This window comes from Geodermatophilus sp. URMC 61 (assembly GCF_052931555.1).
In genome coordinates this window covers 470,952-487,604 of sequence record NZ_JBRFHZ010000002.1, presented here as the reverse complement: position 1 = coordinate 487,604, position 16,653 = coordinate 470,952, and the positions used below count along the sequence as shown (strand labels likewise).

Genomic DNA, 16,653 nt, shown 5'->3' with positions numbered 1-16,653 from the left:
GCAGGCTCAGGGCGGGGACCCGGAACGGGGCCAGGGTCCCTGCAGGGGGGCCGGACGTGCCGTTGCCGCTCGGCCCGGCGGCCCTGCCGCGGTTCCTCGCCCGCAGTGCGGCGGGGACCGCGGCAGGGTGCGCCTCGGTGCACGTCCTCGTACAGGTCGCCGCCCCGCACCCGGGGGCGGTCGGCACCGCCGCACTCGCCGTGGCCTGCCTGCTGTGCGCGGTGCACCTGTGGCGGCGGCCGGGCCGGGCGGCGTGGACGGCGCACGCCGTCCTGACGACGGCGATGCTCGTGGTCCACCCGCCCGCCCTGCACCACCACGCCGCGACGAGCCTGGCCGCATGGGCCGGCCCGGTCGCAGGGCTGCTGGCGGTCGTCGCGCTGCTGCTCGCCGTGGTGCGCGGGATCGGTGCGGTGCACCGCACCTTTCGCAGCTGACCGTCGGCAGCGATCCGCTGGTCACGGGGGCCGATGCGCCGTCTCCGACACGGGTCCCTGCCGCCGTGGGCCTGGCTGACGGTGCGCGGCACGCGGCGGACGGTCCGGTGCCGCTTCCTGCCGTGCCGTGCCACCATCGGCTGGGACGCCGTCGGGGCTCCGGGGCCACGCCAGCCCCTCTCCGGTGCCGGCACGGAGGGAGTCCCAGGATGACCACGTGGACGCGGAACCGGCTGGCCCTGATCCCGGCGGCACTCCTCCTCCTGGCCGGGTGCTCCTCGAACGGCGTCGGCGCGGCTGAAGAGACGCACGGGGGGCACGCTCCGGGGACCGGCGCCGCCGAGCCGGTTCCGCCGTCCGCCTCCGCGCCGGCGCCGGCGGTCCCCGCCGGCCTGCCCGGCATGCCGCCGGTCAACGATCCCACCAACGTCTACGCGGAGGCCGGCGCGGGGATGCTCAGCCCCGCCGCCCGAGCCGCCCGCCCTCTGGTCTACGTGCCGCACAACGACTCCGGCGACGTGTGGGTCATCGACCCGGCCACGTTCACGGTGGTCGACCGCTTCCCCGCCGGCGTGGAGGTCCAGCACGTCGCCCCCTCCTACGACATGCGGACGCTCTACGCCTCGGACGACCTCGGCAACAGACTCACGCCGATCGACCCCACCACCGGGGAGCCCGGCCCGGCCATCCCCGTCGTGGACCCCTACAACCTGTACTGGCTCCCCGACGGCAGCTCGGCGGTCTCGGTCGCCGAGAGGCTGCGGACGCTGGTGTTCTACGACCCGCACAGCTGGGCCGAGCAGGGGCGGCTGGAGATCCCCGAGTGCGCGGGCATCGATCACGCCGACCTCACCGCCGACGGACGGCTCGCCGTTTTCAGCTGCGAGTTCGCCGGCCGGGTCGCCGTCGTCGACGTCGCCACCCGTCGGCTGGTGCGGCTGATCGACATGCCGGTCCGCAACACCCACATGGGCCCCCAGGACGTGAAGCTCTCCCCGGACGGCTCCCGGTTCTACGTCGCCGACCACGACCAGGGCGGCCTCTGGGTGATCGACGGGGCCGCGACCCGGGTGATCGGCGAGATCCCGACAGGGGCGGGCGCCCACGGCCTCTACCTCAGCCGGGACGCCTCGGTGATGTACGTGTCCAACCGGCTGGCGAGCAGCGTGAGTGTGCTCGACGCCCGCACCGGGGAGCTCCACAGCACCTGGCCGATCCCGGGTGGCAGCCCCGACATGGGCGGGGTGACCGCCGATGGCAGCCAGTTGTGGCTGTCGGGCCGCTACGACGACGAGGTGTACGTGCTCGCCACCGACGACGGGCGTCTGCTGGCCCGCATCCCCGTGGGCAGGGGGCCCCACGGGCTGTGCGTGTGGCCGCAGCCGGGTCGCTACTCCCTCGGGCACACCGGTGTGACGCGCTGACGCGGACGGCGCCCGGCGGCGACCGGCCGGCACCCGGCCGTCAGTCCTCGGGCAGCCGCACCGGGGCGAGCTCGTCGAAGAGGTCACCCGGGCCGGGGTTGTCCGGGTGGCTGCGCCCACCGAGGTGGTGGACGACGCCCCACACCGCGTTGAGCGCCGTCTGCACCGCACCCTCGGCCCAGCCGGCGGTCCAGGAGATGTCGTCACCGGCGAGGAACAGGCCGCGGTACCGCTCGGGCAGCTCGTCCTGCATGAAGTGGGTGAACAACCGCCGCTGGTAGCGGTAGTGGCCGGGCAGGTTGGCCTTGAACGCGCCCATGAAGTCGCGCTCGGACTCCCACGACACGGTCACCGGCGAGGCGATGACGTGCCGGCGCAGGTCGACGTCGGGGTAGATCTCCCGCAAGGAGGACAGCATGACCTCCATGCGCTCGGTCGCCGACAGCGGCAGCCACTTCAGCGAGTCGTCGGCCCAGGTGTAGCTCAGGCAGATCAGCCCGGGCCTCCCCTCCCCCTGGTCGAGCAGGTACGTGCCGCGGGTCATCCGGTCCGACAGCGTCATGCTCATCCGGTGCCGGCCGGTCTGCGGGTCGACGTCCTTCCAGAACGGCCGGTCGACCAGGCAGAACAGCTTGGTGGAGCCCATGTAGTGGGTGCGCTCGATCGCCGTCCAGTGGTCGATCGGGAACAGCTCCTCGTCGCAGACGATGCGGGAGAGCAGGTTCCAGCTCTGCGCGGTGAACACCGCCGCCGGGTAGGTGCGGATGCCGCCGTCGGTGTCGGTGACGGTCAGGCAGTTGGGCGCGGTCCGGTGCAGCCGGGTCACCCCGGGCAGCGGCCGCCCGCCGGGGTGCAGCGCGGCCAGGCTGGTGCCGGCCGGCCAGTGCACCGGCGCCTCGACCTCGCGGTGCCACAGCCCCACCGGCACCTGCTGGGAGCCGCCGACGATGGACAGGTGGTCGTCGTCGGCCGCGGTGTAGACCACCCGCAGGATCTCGAGCATCGAGTTCGGGTAGTCGGTGTCCCAGCCGCCGGTGCCGAAGCCGACCTGGCCGAAGACCTCGCGGTGCCGGAAGGAGCGGAACGCCGGCGAGGCGGCCAGGAACCCGTAGAAGGTCGTGTCGTCGAGCTGCTCGACCAGCTCGTCCCAGATCGCCTTGATCGTCTTGACGTCGCGGTCGCGGATGGCCTCCTGCATCTCCTCCAGGCGGGCGCCCTGCACGAGCGTCTCGCGCCAGGCGTCGGCGACCTCGCGGTAGAGCGGGGGCAGGTCGTCGAGGGTCCGCGCGTAGTGCGTCTCGCCCTTGAGGTCGACCACGGTGCTGGGGGTGGCGACGTCGAGCGGGTTCGGGAAGCGCACGGTCCGCAGGCCGAGGTCGCGCACGTAGGAGAACAAGGCCGTCGACGACGGCGGGAAGCGCATCGCGCCCATCTCGGCCACCACGCCGGGGTGGCCCTCGAACGGCGTCGAGCGCAGCCGGCCGCCGATCTGGTGGGCCTCGTAGACGACGGGTCTCAGGCCCAGCCGCATCAGCTCGTACGCGGTGACGATGCCCGACAGGCCGCCGCCGATGACGGCGACCTCGGTGCCGTGGTGGGCGCGGGGCACCTCGCCGAGCCCGGCCGGGTGGGCCAGCCAGTCGTCGTAGGCGAAGGGGAAGTCCGGGCCGAACATCGTCAGCGGCCGGACCGGGCGCTCCTCGCCCGGCTCGTGGGCGGCGACGGGGATGGCGGAGGTCATGCGGGGGTCTCCGTGGGGTAGAGCTCGGGGCGGCGGTCGGCCAGGTGGGTGTTCACCCGGCGGGAGGCGGTGAGGACGGCGGGGTCGACGTCGGCGAGCAGCAGCTCCTCGCCCCGGCCGGCCCGCGCCAGCTCGGTGCCGTCGGGGGCGATGACGCAGCTGGCACCGCAGTAGACGAACCCCCCCTCGACACCGGTGCGGTTGGCGTAGGCGACGAACAGCTGGCTCTCGTAGGCGCGGGCCGGCACGAGCACCGTGCCGACGTGGCCGTAGGGGTCCATCAGCCCGGTGGGGACGACGAGCAGCTCGGTGCCGGCGAGGGCGTGGGCGCGCACCGCCTCGGGGAACTCGACGTCGTAGCAGACCAGGATGCCGACGGTGAGGTCGTCGAGCCGGAACTGCACGACCCCGACGTCCCCGGGCACGAAGGCGTCGCGGTCGACGTCGCCGTACAGGTGCGTCTTGGCGTAGCCGACCGGCCCGCTGCCGTCGCGGTCGACGACGACCACGGTGTTGGCCACGCCGGCCGGCGTGCGCACCGGCATCCCGACCGCGATCGCCAGGCCGTGCTCGGCGGCGATCGCGGCCACCCGGTCGGTGAGCGGGCCGGGCACCGGCTCGGCCAGCTCGGCGACCCGCTCGGCGCCGATGGCGTAACCGGTCAGCGACATCTCCGGCGTCACCAGCAGCCGGGCGCCGGCCGCGGCCGCACGGCGCGCGGCATCGGCGACCGCGGCCAGGCCGGCGTCGGGATCCGGCGTCTCGGCCGGCCCCTGCAGGAGTGCGATGCGCACGGTCCCCCCTCGCGCTCAGGCGCCGGCCGACGGGGTCCGCAGCGCCGAGTGGCGGTACCCGTAGCCGGCGTACACGGCCAGCCCCACCAGCATCCACGCGAGGAACACCAGCCAGGTCGCCGTCCCGAGGCCGAACACCAGGAGGACGCAGAACAGCACGCCGAGCACCGGGGTGAGCGGGTACAGCGGGGTCCGGAAGGTGCGCGGGAGGTCCGGCCGGGTGCGGCGGAGCAGGACGACGCCGACGTTGACCAGCGCGAAGGCGAACAGCGTGCCGATGCTCGTGGCGTTGGCCAGCTCGCCGAGCGGGATCAGACCGGCGAGCAGCGCGATGACGACGCCGACGATGACGGTGTTGGCCACCGGGATCCGGCGGCGGGCGCTCACCTTCGAGAACACCGGCGGCACCAGGCCGTCGCGCGACATCGCGTAGAGGATGCGGGTCTGCCCGTAGAGCACGGTCAGGACGACGCTGGCGATCGCGATCACGGCGCCGATCGAGAGCAGCACCGCCGTCCAGGTCTGCCCGGTCGCGCTGCCGAGGACGTCGGCGAGTGCGGCCTCGGAGCCGCTGATCTGCGGCCACGGCACCGCGCCGACGGCGGCCAGCGCCACCAGGACGTAGACGACGGTGACCACGGCCAGCGACAGCACGATGGCGCGCGGGAGGTCGCGGCGGGCGTCGCGGGCCTCGTCGCCGGCGGTCGAGGCGGCGTCGAAGCCGATGTAGGAGAAGAACGCCTGCGAGGCCGCGGCGGTGACGCCGGCGATGCCCATGGGGACGAACGGCGCCAGGTTGCCGGCGCGGAAGGCGGTGAAGGCGACCGCGCAGAAGAACAGCAGGACGCCGACCTTGAGCACGACCATCGCGGTGTTGACCTCCGCGCTCTCGCTGGTGCCGCGCAGCAGCAGCACCGTCGCGAGCAGGACGACGACCACGGCCGGGACGTTCACGATCCCGCCGTCGCCGGGCGGCGCGGACAGCGCCTCGGGCAGCACCGCGCCGACCGTGCCGGAGGCGAGGTCGTCGATGTAGGCGCCCCAGCCGACGGCGACGGCGGCCACCGAGACCCCGTACTCGAGCATCAGGCACCAGCCGCAGACCCAGGCGACGAGCTCGCCCATGGTGGCGTAGGTGTAGGAGTACGACGACCCCGAGACCGGGATGGTGCCAGCCAGCTCGGCGTAGGACAGCGCACTGAACAGCGCGGTCACCGCGGCCAGCACGAAGCCGAGCACGACGGCCGGGCCGGCCAGGGGTACCGCCTCGCCGAGGATGACGAAGATGCCGGTGCCGAGGGTGGCGCCGATGCTCAGCGCGGTGAGCTGGAGCAGGCCCATCGAGCGGCGCAGCGCGGAGCCGGCCGTCTCCTGGTGCTGGGCGACGATCACGTCGACCGGCTTGAGCCGGAGGAGCTGACTGCGGCGGGCCGGGGCCGTGCCCCGCGGGTCGGCGCTGACTGTGCTCACGGGGGCTCCTCTGCGGCTGCTGCTGTGGTCTGGATCGCAGCGAGCATCACCACACGTTGCCCATCTGTCAACAACTGTTTCCTAGATCGGCTCCCGTCCCACCGGCAGGGCGGGGGCGAAGACCCACAGCACCCGGGTGGTCCCGTCCGTCCGCAGCGAGCGGAAGCCGTGCTCGGTGCCGGGCGAGAAGGTGAAGGCGTCACCGGGGCCCAGCGTCGTGACGTCCCCGCCGACCGTCACCTCGAGGTCGCCCTCGAGGACGAAGACGAACTCGACCTCGGCCGGCAGGGCGTAGGTCTCCTCACCGCTCCCGCCCCCCGGGGCGATCTCGGAGAGGATGGCCTGCAGCCGCCGCTCCCCCGTGGGCGTGAGCAGGTACTCGGTCAGACCCTGGCCCCCGAAGGCGATGGGCGGGTAGCTGCCGGCGCGGACGGCCTCCCCGCTGGGCGCGGCCTCGAACAGACTGCCCGGCGAGATGTCGAGTGCGGCGCAGACCCGCACGAGGGCCGCCACCGAGGCGCTGGCCTGGTCGCGCTCGAGCTTGCTGAGGAAGCCCTTGGTCAGCCCGCTGGCCGCGGCCACGTCGGTGAGCGTCAGCCGGCGCGCCTGCCGGGCCGCCTTGAGCCGCCCGCCGATCCGCGGCGGGCTCGTGTCGGTCACTGCCTCCATCACCACCTCCCCGTCCTGGCCGGACAGTAGTTGCCGGCGGGTCGTTGACAAATGGGAAACACGAGTTGACAGTGGCGACGGACCCGGACGGGGGATCGGCGGCGCCGGTCCCGCAGACCCCAGGAGAGCTCGTGGACGACCAGACCCCGATCGGCCCCGTCGACGCCACGCGGGTCCCCCGCTACGCCGGGCCGGCCACGCTCGCCCGGCTGCCGCGGATCGACGAGGTCTCCCGCGCCGACGTCGCCGTCCTCGGGGTGCCGTTCGACTCCGGGGTCAGCTACCGGCCCGGCGCCCGCTTCGGCCCCGGGCACGTGCGGGCGGGCTCCAAGCTGCTGAGGCCCTACAACCCCGCACTGGACGCCACCCCGTTCGGCACCCAGCAGGTGGCCGACGCCGGCGACATCGGCGTCAACCCCTTCGACCTCGGTGAGGCGATCGAGACGATCGACCGGGAGGTGACCGCACTGCGCGCCGACGGGGCGCAGCTGCTCACCATCGGCGGCGACCACACCATCGCGCTGCCGATCCTGCGCTCGCTGGCCCGCGACCACGGGCCGGTCGCCGTCCTGCACTTCGACGCCCACCTCGACACGTGGGACACCTACTTCGGCGCCCCCTACACGCACGGCACGCCGTTCCGCCGCGCCAGCGAAGAGGGGCTCATCGACCTGGAGCGGTCGCTGCACATGGGCATCCGCGGCCCGCTGTACGGCAAGCAGGACCTCGAGGACGACGCCGTACTGGGCTTCCAGGTCATCCGCTCCGACGACTACGAGGTCGACGGCGTGCGCAGCATCGTCGAGCGGATGCGCAGCCGGCTGGCCGGCGGCCCGGTCTACGTGTCGGTCGACATCGACGTCCTCGACCCGGCCCACGCACCGGGCACGGGGACGCCGGAGGCCGGTGGGCTGACCAGCCGCGAGCTGCTCAACACGCTGCGCGGGCTGGTCGGCCTCGACGTCGTCGGCGCCGACATCGTCGAGGTGTCCCCGCCCTACGACCACGCCGAGCTGACCGCCATCGCCGCGTCCCACGTGGCCTACGACCTGCTGTCGGTCCTCGCGCTCAACCGCGCCGGCGCCTGAACCTCAGAGCCCGGCGTCGGGCGACGTCGGGCTCTGTGGCCCGCGGGTGCCCCAGGCGTAGGTCTGCTTGGCCAGGCCCAGGTAGAGGTGGGTCTCGGTGGACTCCACGCCGTCCACCGCGCGGATGCGGGCGACGGCGTCGAGCAGCTGGTCGTCGTCCTCGCAGACCACCTCCACCAGCAGGTCCACCGAGCCCGCGGTGATGACGACGTAGTCGACCTCGGTGAACGCGGCGATCCGGTCGGCTGCGACGCGGGCGTCACCGCTGGTGCGCACGCCGACCATCGCCTGCCGTGAGAACCCGACCTGCAGCGGGTCGGTGACCCCGACGATCTGCATCACGCCGGCGTCGAGCAGCCGCTGCACCCGCTGCCGGACGGCGGCCTCGGACAGCCCGACCGCCGCGGCGATGCGCGCGTAGGGACGGCGGCCGTCCTCCTGCAGCTGCTCGATGATCGCCCGCGAGACGTCGTCCAGCACGAACTGCCGACGGATGCTCATGCCAGTCCTCCCCGCACGTGGTCCCGGCGGACCCGGGCCCCCGGATCGTAGCCAGGCGCGGCGCTGACGACGTGGCCCGTTGGGGTGGCCCGCCGCTACGATTCTGATACTTGCAGCCTCTCAGGACGACGGGATCCGCAGCCATGACCACCACCGAGCAGGATGTCGCAGCGCCCGGTCAACCCGTCGGCGCGGACGCCACCGCCAACCTCTGGCTGCACTTCTCCCGGATGGGCGCGTACCGCGACACCCCGCCGCCGGTGATCGTGCGCGGACGGGGCGCGGAGGTCTTCGACGACCGCGGCCGGCGCTACCTGGACGGCCTGGCCGGTCTCTTCGTCGTCCAGGCCGGCCACGGGCGCCGGGTGCTGGCCGAGGCGGCCGCGCGGCAGGCGGAGGAGCTGGCGTTCTTCCCGCTGTGGTCCTACGCCCACCCGGCGGCCATCGAGCTCTCGCAGCGGCTGGCCGCCGCCGCTCCCGGCGACCTGAACCGGGTCTTCTTCACCACCGGCGGCAGCGAGGCCGTGGAGACGGCGTGGAAGGTGGCCAAGCAGTACTTCAAGCTGACCGGCAAGCCGGGGAAGACCAAGGTCATCAGCCGGGCGGTCGCCTACCACGGGACCACGCACGGCGCCCTGTCGATCACCGGGATCCCCGCGCTCAAGCAGGCCTTCGAGCCGCTGGTCCCGGGCAGCATCCGGGTACCCAACACCAACGCCTACCGGGCGCCGCTGTTCGGTGACGACCCCGAGGCGTTCGGCCGGTGGGCCGCCGACCAGATCGAGCAGGCCATCCTGTTCGAGGGCCCGGACACCGTCGCGGCCGTGTTCCTCGAGCCGGTGCAGAACGCCGGCGGCTGCTTCCCGCCACCCCCCGGCTACTTCGCGCGGGTGCGCGAGATCTGCGACCGCTACGACGTGCTGCTGGTCAGCGACGAGGTGATCTGCGCCTTCGGCCGGCTGGGCACGACCTTCGCCTGCGACAAGTTCGGCTACGTGCCCGACATGATCACCTGCGCGAAGGGGATGACCTCGGGGTACTCCCCTATCGGCGCGATGATCGCCTCGGACCGCGTCGTCGAGCCGTTCCTCCGCGACACGGCGTCCTTCTCGCACGGCTACACGTTCGGCGGGCACCCGGTCAGCTGCGCGGTGGCCCTGGCCAACCTCGACGTCTTCGAGGAGGAGCGGCTCAACCAGCGGGTGCTCGCCAACGAGGGGGCCTTCCGCGCCACGCTGGAGCGGCTGCTGGACCTGCCCATCGTCGGCGACGTGCGCGGCGACGGGTACTTCTACGGGATCGAGCTGGTCAAGGACGAGGCGACCAAGGAGACCTTCGACGCCGAGGAGTCCGAGCGGCTGCTGCGCGGCTTCCTCTCCGGTGCGCTGTTCGACTCCGGCCTCTACTGCCGGGCCGACGACCGCGGGGACCCGGTCATCCAGCTCGCCCCGCCGCTCATCTGCGGTCAGGCGGAGTTCGACGAGATGGAGCAGATCCTGCGCAGCGTGCTGACGGAGGCCTGGGCGAAGCTGTGAGCAGCCTGGTGATCCATCGGGGGGTGGTGCTCCGTCTCGGCGTCTCGAGCAGCCACCCGCCCGTGACCACCGGGGGAGTCGTCGGACAGACGTCCTGGACGGCGGTGCCGACCGCGGAACGTCCTGTCACCCTTCCGGCGGCCTGTGGGACACCGCCCGGCTTCCAGGTCATCCCCGCCGCCGGGTCGTGGCACGCACCCTGGCCTGGATCAGCGGGCACCGCCGCTGCGTGCGCGACGACGAGACCCGGCCCGAGCACGCCGAGGTGATGGTCTCGCTCGCCATGATCATGGCCATGTCCCGCCGGCTGGCCCGGTGAGCGAGTTCCCGGACGCGTCCCGAGGCTGAGGCGACGCGGCCGACACGCGTCCATGAACGGCCCATCTCGACGCGGACACCCGTGACGGGGGTCCGCGGACAGTCGTCCAGGTGCTCGGCGTGTCACCACCGGCTGGTCCTGGAGCGCGTGGACGATGGGCCCGCGACCGCTTCGTCCACGAGCAGCCGGCCGCGCTGATGGTGGCGGTCGCGGCCGACCTGCGGATGCCGTTCGAGCCCGGTCGGACTCGGCATCCGCCCACGATGCCAAGCGGAAGGGCTCGGCCACATGAGCGGGTTGTCTCGGCGGGAGTTCCTGGAATACGCGTCGGTAGCACTGCTGGGGATCGGGCTGGGTCGTGGCCTGACCAGCCACGACCCTGCTGGTGAGAGCAGTGACCGAACCGGGCGGCTCATCGGCGACGGGTCGACCGCCGACACAGGTCCCCAGCCGCACCAGCCAGTGCCCGAGCGGCTGGAGCCAGGACAGACGCCACCGCAGTTCGTCGTCTTCTCCTGGGACGGAGCGGCCAACCTGGAGACCGGACTGTTCCCGCGGTTCCGCTCGCTGGCGGCCGAGTACGGCGCGGCGATGACCTTCTTCCTCAGCGGCATCTACGCCCTGCCGTCCGAACACCGGATGCTGTACGCCCCGCCGCGGCACCCGGTGGGCGCCTCGGACATCGAGTTCCTGTCCACCGCCGAGGTCGTCGCCACCATGAGCGAGATCCGCGCCGCCTGGCTGGACGGCCACGAGATCGGCACCCACTTCAACGGGCACTTCTGCGGGGACAACGGGGTCTCGCTGTGGACGCCGGCCGACTGGGCCGAGGAGATCGCCCAGGCCAAGCGGTTCGTGCAGACCTGGAAGACCACCACCGGGCTGGCCGGCCGACCCGACGTGCCGCCGCTCCCCTTCGACTACGAGCGCGAGCTCATCGGCGGCCGCACCCCCTGCCTGCAGGGCCAGGAGGGGCTGCTGCCCACCGCCGCCGCGCTGGGCTGGAAGTACGACGCCAGCTCACCCGGCGGCGTGCAGGTCTGGCCCGACCAGCGGGCGGGCCTGTGGGACTTCCCCCTGCAGGCCGTGCCGTTCCCCGGCGCCACCGCCGGCAAGGCCCGCCACGCCCTGGCGATGGACTACAACATCATGTACAAGCAGACCGACGGCGACACGGACGGCGACCCGGGCATGTACCCGACCTGGCGAGCCCAGGCCCGCGACGCCTACCTCGCGGGCTTCCAACGCGCCTACACCACCAACCGGGCGCCGCTGTTCATCGGCAACCACTTCGAGCAGTGGAACGGCGGCATCTACATGGACGCCCTCGAGGAGGCCCTGCGCCAGATGGCCGAACGGCCTGACGTCCGCCTGGTGTCCTTCCGCCAACTCGTCGCCTGGCTGGAAGCCCAGGACCCGACCACGCTGGCCCGGCTGCGGACGCTCTCGCCGGGTCAACCACCTCCCGACGGATGGCGCACCTTCCTGGCGCCCTGATCACGGCTGTGGTGTCCATCAGGGGCCAGGACGCCGGAGCCTCGCAGGCCACGTAGGACGTGTGTCGCACGACGAAGACGACGGCGGCCGGCGGTTCCTGTGCGGCACCACGAACGACCCTGGAGGCGGCCGCATCGTCCACCTCTCGCACGTCATCAACGAGCACCCGGAACCCGCCGCCATGGCGGACCCACCGCTCGGGTGGATCGCGCTCCGATGACGTTGCGGTGACGCGGGACCAGCATCGTGGGCCCCCGGCTCCTCGGCGTCGGGCACGCATCGGTCCCACCTGCAGGAACCACTCTGCTGCCGAACTCGTCGACTGGACACGGCATGACTCTCCCTGGAGGACCCACGAGTCGAGCGTCGGGAACCTCACCCGACCTCGGAGGACCCGAACCCACGAGTGTGGTCAGCGAGCAGCCGGCGCCCGAGATCCACTCGTACCCGGTCAACCGGCCCTGGCGAGAGGGTGTGATCACTCGCGCGAAGGAGCTCGAAGAGCTGAACCGGTGGATCGGACGACATCCGGAGCGGATGGGTTCGGAGGAGTTGTCGCAAGCCGTCTGTTCGCACGTACGGGTCGCCATCGGGCGCGCCAGGGACAGGAATCCGTGGCGAGCCATCACGGGGAGCAGCCTGCAGGGCGCCACCACGAACCTGGACGCGGCCGAGGCATGCCTGTTGCGTCTCGCACCCGATTCCTACCTGCGCGGTCAGATGCCGAGCTTCCTCGCCCACGTGCGTCGTCAACTACCTCCGCACGACCCACGCCGGTCACGGCTGGAGGAGATCTCAGCCGCTCGACGAGGTTCGCACCAGCGACTGAACGGAAACGCTCCGGCCGAGCGGCGCGGGTCCGCCGAGGAGGCGCGGGGGATCATCAACAGCGCGGTGCGCGCAGCTCGCCGAGGTCCTCAGCGGAACCTCAACGGGAACGCTCCGACCGAGCCGCACGAGTTCTCCGACGAGGAGCGGGGGATCATCATCGGCGCGGTGCGCGCGGCCAGTTCCAGGAACGCCCGCGAGTTGATGCTGGCGAAGAGCTTCCTCAACACCCTCGTCTTCACATCGCTCATCCTGGTACTGCTGGCCGTGGCCGTAGCCGTGTTCGGATTCGTGACCCCCTCCACCGTCTCACTCTGCTTCGCGCCCGAGACGGCCGAGGGCGTCACGGTCGTGTGTCCAACGGCGCAGTCAGTGGTCGGGTCGGGTGACACCGGCGCTGCCATCGACCAGGTCATGGACGAGACGGCCGCGCACTGGGACCTGTTCACGGTGGAGGCGCTCGGCCTCGCAGCGGCCGCCATCTCGGCGGCCGTCGCGCTCCGGAACATCCACGGGACCCACACCCCGGTCGGGATCCCCATCTCGCTCGCGCTCCTCAAGTTGCCCCTCGGATCGCTCACCGCCGTCCTGGGCCTCCTGCTGATGCGGGGAGGATTCGTTCCCGGCCTCACTGCGCTCGACTCGCCGCCGCAGATCCTCGCCTGGGCCGTGTTGTTCGGCTACGCCCAGCAGATATTCACCAGGCTCGTCGATCGACAGGCCCACACCGTGCTCGAGGGGGTGACGGTGGAAGTCCCTGAGGAGACCGCCTCGTACGACACCGCGTCCGCGGCGAGACGATCCGGGCGAGGCAGGACCGGATCGGGCGTCTCCACTGCCGACTCCTCGGGCTGACGTGACCGACTCGCCGGGACCTCCGGGGACCGCTGACCCCTCGACCATCGGCGGGAGGCTCCCTGCACCGGCCGGTGCGACAGCCACCCGCCGGTGATCGACGCACGGGATGCGTCAGCCGCCGTCCTCCGACACCGGCACGCAGAGCACCGGGCGGTCGGACAGGTGCAGCAGCTTGTGCGACACCGAGCCGAGGACGGCGCCGCGCAGCGGGCTCTCGCCGCGCGTGCCCACGACGATGACCCGGCCGTCGTGCCGGTGCGCGGCGTCGATCAGCGCCTGGGCCGGCTTCTGGGGCAGCACCTCGACGACCGTGCGGACGCCGGCCTCCTCCGCCTCCGCGACCGCGTGCGACACCGCCGCACGGCCCATCTCGGTGAGCGCCCGCTGGTGCGCCTGGAACTCCTCACCCACCCCGCCGGGCGGCTCGACGCCGTACACGAGGACGAGGGGCTCGTCGAACCGCGCGGCCAGCGAGATCGCCGTGGTCAGGGCCGGCCGGGACCCCGGCGACTCGTCGTAGCCCAGGACGATGCTCACCGCAGGTCCTCGTCGACGTGGATGCGGTCGCCGGCGATCCCCGGCCGCTCCTGCCAGTACCTGCTGTCCCTGGCCCGCCAGACGACCATCAGCACGAGGCCGACGAGGAAGATCCCGACGCCGATCACCAACGGCGGGCCGACGCCCAGCCACGCCTGTCCGGTGTAGGAGTTCTCCGGGTCGGCGAGGTCGCGGATCGACAGCACCAGCAGCCAGATCAGCAGCCCGGCGCCCACCAGCGGCCCGACCCCGATGAGCAGGAGCGCCGAGACGCTGCTGGTCAGCTGCCTGCGGTGGTAGACGGCGCAGGCGATGCCGGTCAGTGCGTAGTAGAAGGCGATGAGCAGCGACAGCGCGGTGATCGAGTCGAACAGCGCGTTCTCGCTGAGCAGGCTGACGCCCACGAACCAGACGCTGGCGATGCCGCCCACCCACCAGGTGGACACGTCGGGGGTGCGGTGGCGCGGCGAGATGTGGCCGAAGCGTCGGGGGAACGCGTGCCGCCGCGCCATCGACAGCCCGGTGCGCGAGGCCGGGAGGATCGTCGTCTGCGTCGAGGCGATCGCCGCCGTGGCCACCGACAGGAGGACCACCCAGTCCCAGCCGCCCATCACCTCGGTGGAGAGCAGGGCGAAGACCGCCTCCTCCTCGTCGGCGTTCTCCGCGAGGTAGTCGGTGCCGGCGAAGGCGAGCACGGCGACGGCGACGCCGACATAGGTGGCCAGCAGGACGACCGTGGAGGCGATCGCGGCCCGGCCGGGGGTGGACGTCGAGTCACGGGTCTCCTCGGTGAGGTTGACCGCCGACTCCCAGCCCCAGTACGCGAACACCCCGAGGAGCAGGCCCCCGGACAGCGCCGCCCCGCCGGCGCCGAACGGGTTGAGCCAGCTCCAGCTCGGGTCCAGGCCGCCGAGCGGGCTGTCTCCCGTGACCCCGCGGTAGATGGCGACCGCGGCGAAGACCAGCAGGGCGAGGGTCTGGGCGATGATCAGCCCGTTCTGCACGTGGGCCGAGAGCTCGGTGCCCAGCACGCAGATCCACGTCATCAGCAGGATGAGCGCGACGGTCAGCACGAGGACGACCGCCGTGTTCTCGGCCAGCGAGTCCAGGTCCAGCGTCCGCAGCGTGAAGACGACGCCCACGTTGGCCAGCGACCCGATGATCAGGACGCCGGTCATCGTGATGGCCCAGCCGCCGATCCAGCCGGCCCACGGCCCCATCGCCCGGGTGACCCAGGAGAACGTCGTCCCGCAGTCGGGATCGACCCGGTTGAGCGCGGCGAAGGCCGACGCGATGAGGAGCATCGGCACGAACGAGGCCAGCAGCACGCCGGGCGCGTTGACCCCCGTGAGCGCCACCAGCGCGCCGATGATCGCCGCCAGTGAGTAGGCCGGCGAGGTGGAGGCCAGACCGATCACGAGGGCGTCGAGGAACCCGATGGCGCCCGGGCGGAGGGTGGCCTCCTCGCCCGGGCGGACGGTGGAGTCGGGAGGGTCCGGCTGCATCCCACGGTTATCGCAGCAGATCGACCTCGCGACAAGGGTTCTGTGTTCGCAGACCTGTCCTGACCACGGAAGTCGTAGCTACAGTGGCCGCCTCCCGTGGAGGTGGACATGCGCATCCTGCTGGTCGGCGCCGGCGGTGTCGGCAGCGCGGTGACGGCGATCGCGGCGCGCCGGAGCTTCGTGGAGCGACTCGTCGTCGCCGACTTCGACCCCGCCCGCGCGGAGAAGGCCGTCGCCGCGGCGGGCGATCCGCGGTTCCTCGCCGCCCGGGTCGACGCCTCCGACGAGGCCGGCGTCCGGGCCCTGCTCGCCGAGCACGGCTGCGACGTGCTGCTCAACGCGACCGATCCGCGGTTCGTCATGTCGCTGTTCCGCGCGTCGCTGGCAGCCGGCGTCGACTACCTGGACATGGCGATGTCCCTGTCACGTCCGCACCCGGAGCGCCCGTACGAGGAGACCGGGGTCAAGCTCGGCGACGCGCAGTTCGCGCTGGCCCCCGAGTGGGAGGCGGCCGGCCGGCTGGCCCTGGTCGGCATGGGCGTGGAGCCGGGTCTCTCCGACGTGTTCGCCCGCTACGCCGCCGACCACCTGTTCTCCCAGATCGACGAGCTCGGTGTCCGGGACGGGTCCGACCTGACCGTGCAGGGCCACGCCTTCGCGCCGTCCTTCAACATCTGGACGACGATCGAGGAGTGCCTCAACCCGCCGGTCGTGTGGGAGAGGGACAGGGGCTGGTACACCACCGAGCCGTTCAGCGAGGCGGAGGTCTTCGACTTCCCCGAGGGCATCGGCCCGGTCGAGTGCGTCAACGTCGAGCACGAGGAGGTGCTCCTCATGCCGCGCTGGATCGACGCCCGGCGGGTCACCTTCAAGTACGGCCTCGGGTCCCAGTTCATCCAGGTGCTGAAGGTGCTGCACGAGACCGGACTGGACTCGACGACGCCGGTCCGGGTCGGGGACGTCGAGGTCGCGCCGCGCGACCTGGTCGCCGCGGCGCTGCCGGACCCCGCCTCGCTCGGCGAGCTGATGACCGGCAGGACGTGCGCGGGTCTCCGGGTCAGCGGCACGGGGACCGACGGCCGACCGCGCCGGGTGTACCTGTACCACGTCGTCGACAACGCCTGGTCGATGGCCGAGTACGGGTCCCAGGCGGTGGTCTGGCAGACCGCGGTCAACCCCGTGGTGGCCCTGGAGCTCCTCGCGACCGGGCAGTGGCAGGGCAGCGGGGTGCTGGGTCCGGAGGCCTTCGACGCCGTGCCGTTCCTCGACCTGCTGACCGCCTACGGCTCCCCCTGGGGGATGCGCGAGGGCGGCTGAGGAAGGACCCCCTTGCCCCCCGCCGCTCGCAGGCTCGCGCCAGGCCCCGTCCAGAGGCTCGCCGCGAGCTCGCGAGCGGGTGAGGAGGACGGGGTCCTTCTGCCTGCAAGGGGGCCACATCCGGCCAGCCGCA

General features: G+C 72.5%; 15 protein-coding genes. 8 read left to right on the top strand and 7 right to left on the bottom strand.

Features of this window, described 5'->3' with window-relative positions; translation table 11 throughout:
- Positions 1-56 precede the first annotated feature (56 nt).
- Together ACU610_RS02315 and ACU610_RS02310 are read left to right on the top strand one after the other, a co-directional pair.
- Complete coding sequence (locus ACU610_RS02315) at positions 57-437, top strand: hypothetical protein (RefSeq protein ID WP_446766105.1); 381 nt, start codon at positions 57-59, stop codon at positions 435-437.
- A gap of 209 nt (positions 438-646) precedes the next feature.
- Positions 647-1,861: a YncE family protein gene (locus ACU610_RS02310; RefSeq protein ID WP_446766104.1), complete on the top strand. Its 1,215-nt coding sequence runs from the start codon at positions 647-649 to the stop codon at positions 1,859-1,861.
- 40 nt (positions 1,862-1,901) lie between these two features.
- On the opposite strand, the gene ACU610_RS02305 is transcribed toward ACU610_RS02310, so the two are convergent.
- The 4 genes from ACU610_RS02305 to ACU610_RS02290 form a co-directional block, all read right to left on the bottom strand.
- Complete coding sequence (locus ACU610_RS02305) at positions 1,902-3,602, bottom strand: flavin monoamine oxidase family protein (RefSeq protein ID WP_446766103.1); 1,701 nt, start codon at positions 3,600-3,602, stop codon at positions 1,902-1,904.
- Positions 3,599-4,396, bottom strand: coding sequence for a carbon-nitrogen hydrolase family protein (locus tag ACU610_RS02300; RefSeq protein WP_446766102.1), 798 nt, complete (start codon positions 4,394-4,396; stop codon positions 3,599-3,601). The genes ACU610_RS02305 and ACU610_RS02300 overlap by 4 nt, the downstream gene beginning before the upstream one ends.
- A gap of 15 nt (positions 4,397-4,411) precedes the next feature.
- Positions 4,412-5,866 carry an amino acid permease gene (locus tag ACU610_RS02295; protein WP_446766101.1) on the bottom strand — a complete coding sequence of 485 codons (1,455 nt, stop codon included), beginning with the start codon at positions 5,864-5,866 and terminating at the stop codon, positions 4,412-4,414.
- 81 nt (positions 5,867-5,947) lie between these two features.
- Complete coding sequence (locus ACU610_RS02290) at positions 5,948-6,535, bottom strand: helix-turn-helix domain-containing protein (RefSeq protein ID WP_446766100.1); 588 nt, start codon at positions 6,533-6,535, stop codon at positions 5,948-5,950.
- A gap of 131 nt (positions 6,536-6,666) precedes the next feature.
- On the opposite strand from ACU610_RS02290, the gene speB reads away from it, so the two are divergent.
- Positions 6,667-7,623: an agmatinase gene (gene speB / locus ACU610_RS02285; protein WP_446766099.1), complete on the top strand. Its 957-nt coding sequence runs from the start codon at positions 6,667-6,669 to the stop codon at positions 7,621-7,623.
- Positions 7,624-7,626: 3 nt separating this feature from the next.
- On the opposite strand, the gene ACU610_RS02280 is transcribed toward speB, so the two are convergent.
- Positions 7,627-8,124: an Lrp/AsnC family transcriptional regulator gene (locus ACU610_RS02280; protein ID WP_446766098.1), complete on the bottom strand. Its 498-nt coding sequence runs from the start codon at positions 8,122-8,124 to the stop codon at positions 7,627-7,629.
- Positions 8,125-8,267: 143 nt separating this feature from the next.
- Between ACU610_RS02280 and ACU610_RS02275 the strand changes: the two genes are divergently transcribed.
- The 4 genes from ACU610_RS02275 (at position 8,268) to ACU610_RS02260 (ending at position 13,158) form a co-directional block, all read left to right on the top strand.
- Positions 8,268-9,659 carry an aspartate aminotransferase family protein gene (locus ACU610_RS02275; RefSeq protein ID WP_446766097.1) on the top strand — a complete coding sequence of 464 codons (1,392 nt, stop codon included), beginning with the start codon at positions 8,268-8,270 and terminating at the stop codon, positions 9,657-9,659.
- A 187-nt stretch (positions 9,660-9,846) separates the two neighbouring features.
- Entirely contained in the window at positions 9,847-9,978 is a 132-nt protein-coding gene (locus ACU610_RS02270; RefSeq protein WP_446766096.1) for a hypothetical protein, read from the top strand.
- Between the two features lie 462 nt (positions 9,979-10,440).
- Positions 10,441-11,475 (top strand): hypothetical protein, encoded by a 1,035-nt coding sequence (locus ACU610_RS02265; RefSeq protein ID WP_446766095.1) that lies wholly within the window; start codon positions 10,441-10,443, stop codon positions 11,473-11,475.
- Between the two features lie 408 nt (positions 11,476-11,883).
- Positions 11,884-13,158: a hypothetical protein gene (locus ACU610_RS02260; RefSeq protein ID WP_446766094.1), complete on the top strand. Its 1,275-nt coding sequence runs from the start codon at positions 11,884-11,886 to the stop codon at positions 13,156-13,158.
- Between the two features lie 114 nt (positions 13,159-13,272).
- On the opposite strand, the gene ACU610_RS02255 is transcribed toward ACU610_RS02260, so the two are convergent.
- Positions 13,273-13,698 (bottom strand): universal stress protein, encoded by a 426-nt coding sequence (locus ACU610_RS02255; RefSeq protein ID WP_446766093.1) that lies wholly within the window; start codon positions 13,696-13,698, stop codon positions 13,273-13,275.
- Entirely contained in the window at positions 13,695-15,203 is a 1,509-nt protein-coding gene (locus tag ACU610_RS02250) for an APC family permease (protein WP_446766092.1), read from the bottom strand. Before ACU610_RS02250 ends, ACU610_RS02255 begins: the two co-directional genes overlap by 4 nt.
- 108 nt (positions 15,204-15,311) lie before the next feature.
- On the opposite strand from ACU610_RS02250, the gene ACU610_RS02245 reads away from it, so the two are divergent.
- A complete protein-coding gene (locus ACU610_RS02245) occupies positions 15,312-16,520 on the top strand; it encodes a saccharopine dehydrogenase C-terminal domain-containing protein (protein ID WP_446766091.1) in 1,209 nt (402 codons plus the stop codon).
- The last annotated feature ends 133 nt before the right edge of the window (positions 16,521-16,653 follow it).

Bases quoted from the DNA above. Each gene is read 5' to 3' on its own strand.
- ACU610_RS02310 (WP_446766104.1), top strand. From the start codon at position 647: ATGACCACGTGGACGCGGAACCGGCTGGCCCTGATCCCGGCGGCACTC.
- ACU610_RS02305 (WP_446766103.1), bottom strand. From the start codon at position 3,602: ATGACCTCCGCCATCCCCGTCGCCGCCCACGAGCCGGGCGAGGAGCGC.
- ACU610_RS02290 (WP_446766100.1), bottom strand. From the start codon at position 6,535: ATGGAGGCAGTGACCGACACGAGCCCGCCGCGGATCGGCGGGCGGCTC.
- ACU610_RS02280 (WP_446766098.1), bottom strand. From the start codon at position 8,124: ATGAGCATCCGTCGGCAGTTCGTGCTGGACGACGTCTCGCGGGCGATC.
- ACU610_RS02275 (WP_446766097.1), top strand. From the start codon at position 8,268: ATGACCACCACCGAGCAGGATGTCGCAGCGCCCGGTCAACCCGTCGGC.
- ACU610_RS02250 (WP_446766092.1), bottom strand. From the start codon at position 15,203: ATGCAGCCGGACCCTCCCGACTCCACCGTCCGCCCGGGCGAGGAGGCC.
- ACU610_RS02245 (WP_446766091.1), top strand. From the start codon at position 15,312: ATGCGCATCCTGCTGGTCGGCGCCGGCGGTGTCGGCAGCGCGGTGACG.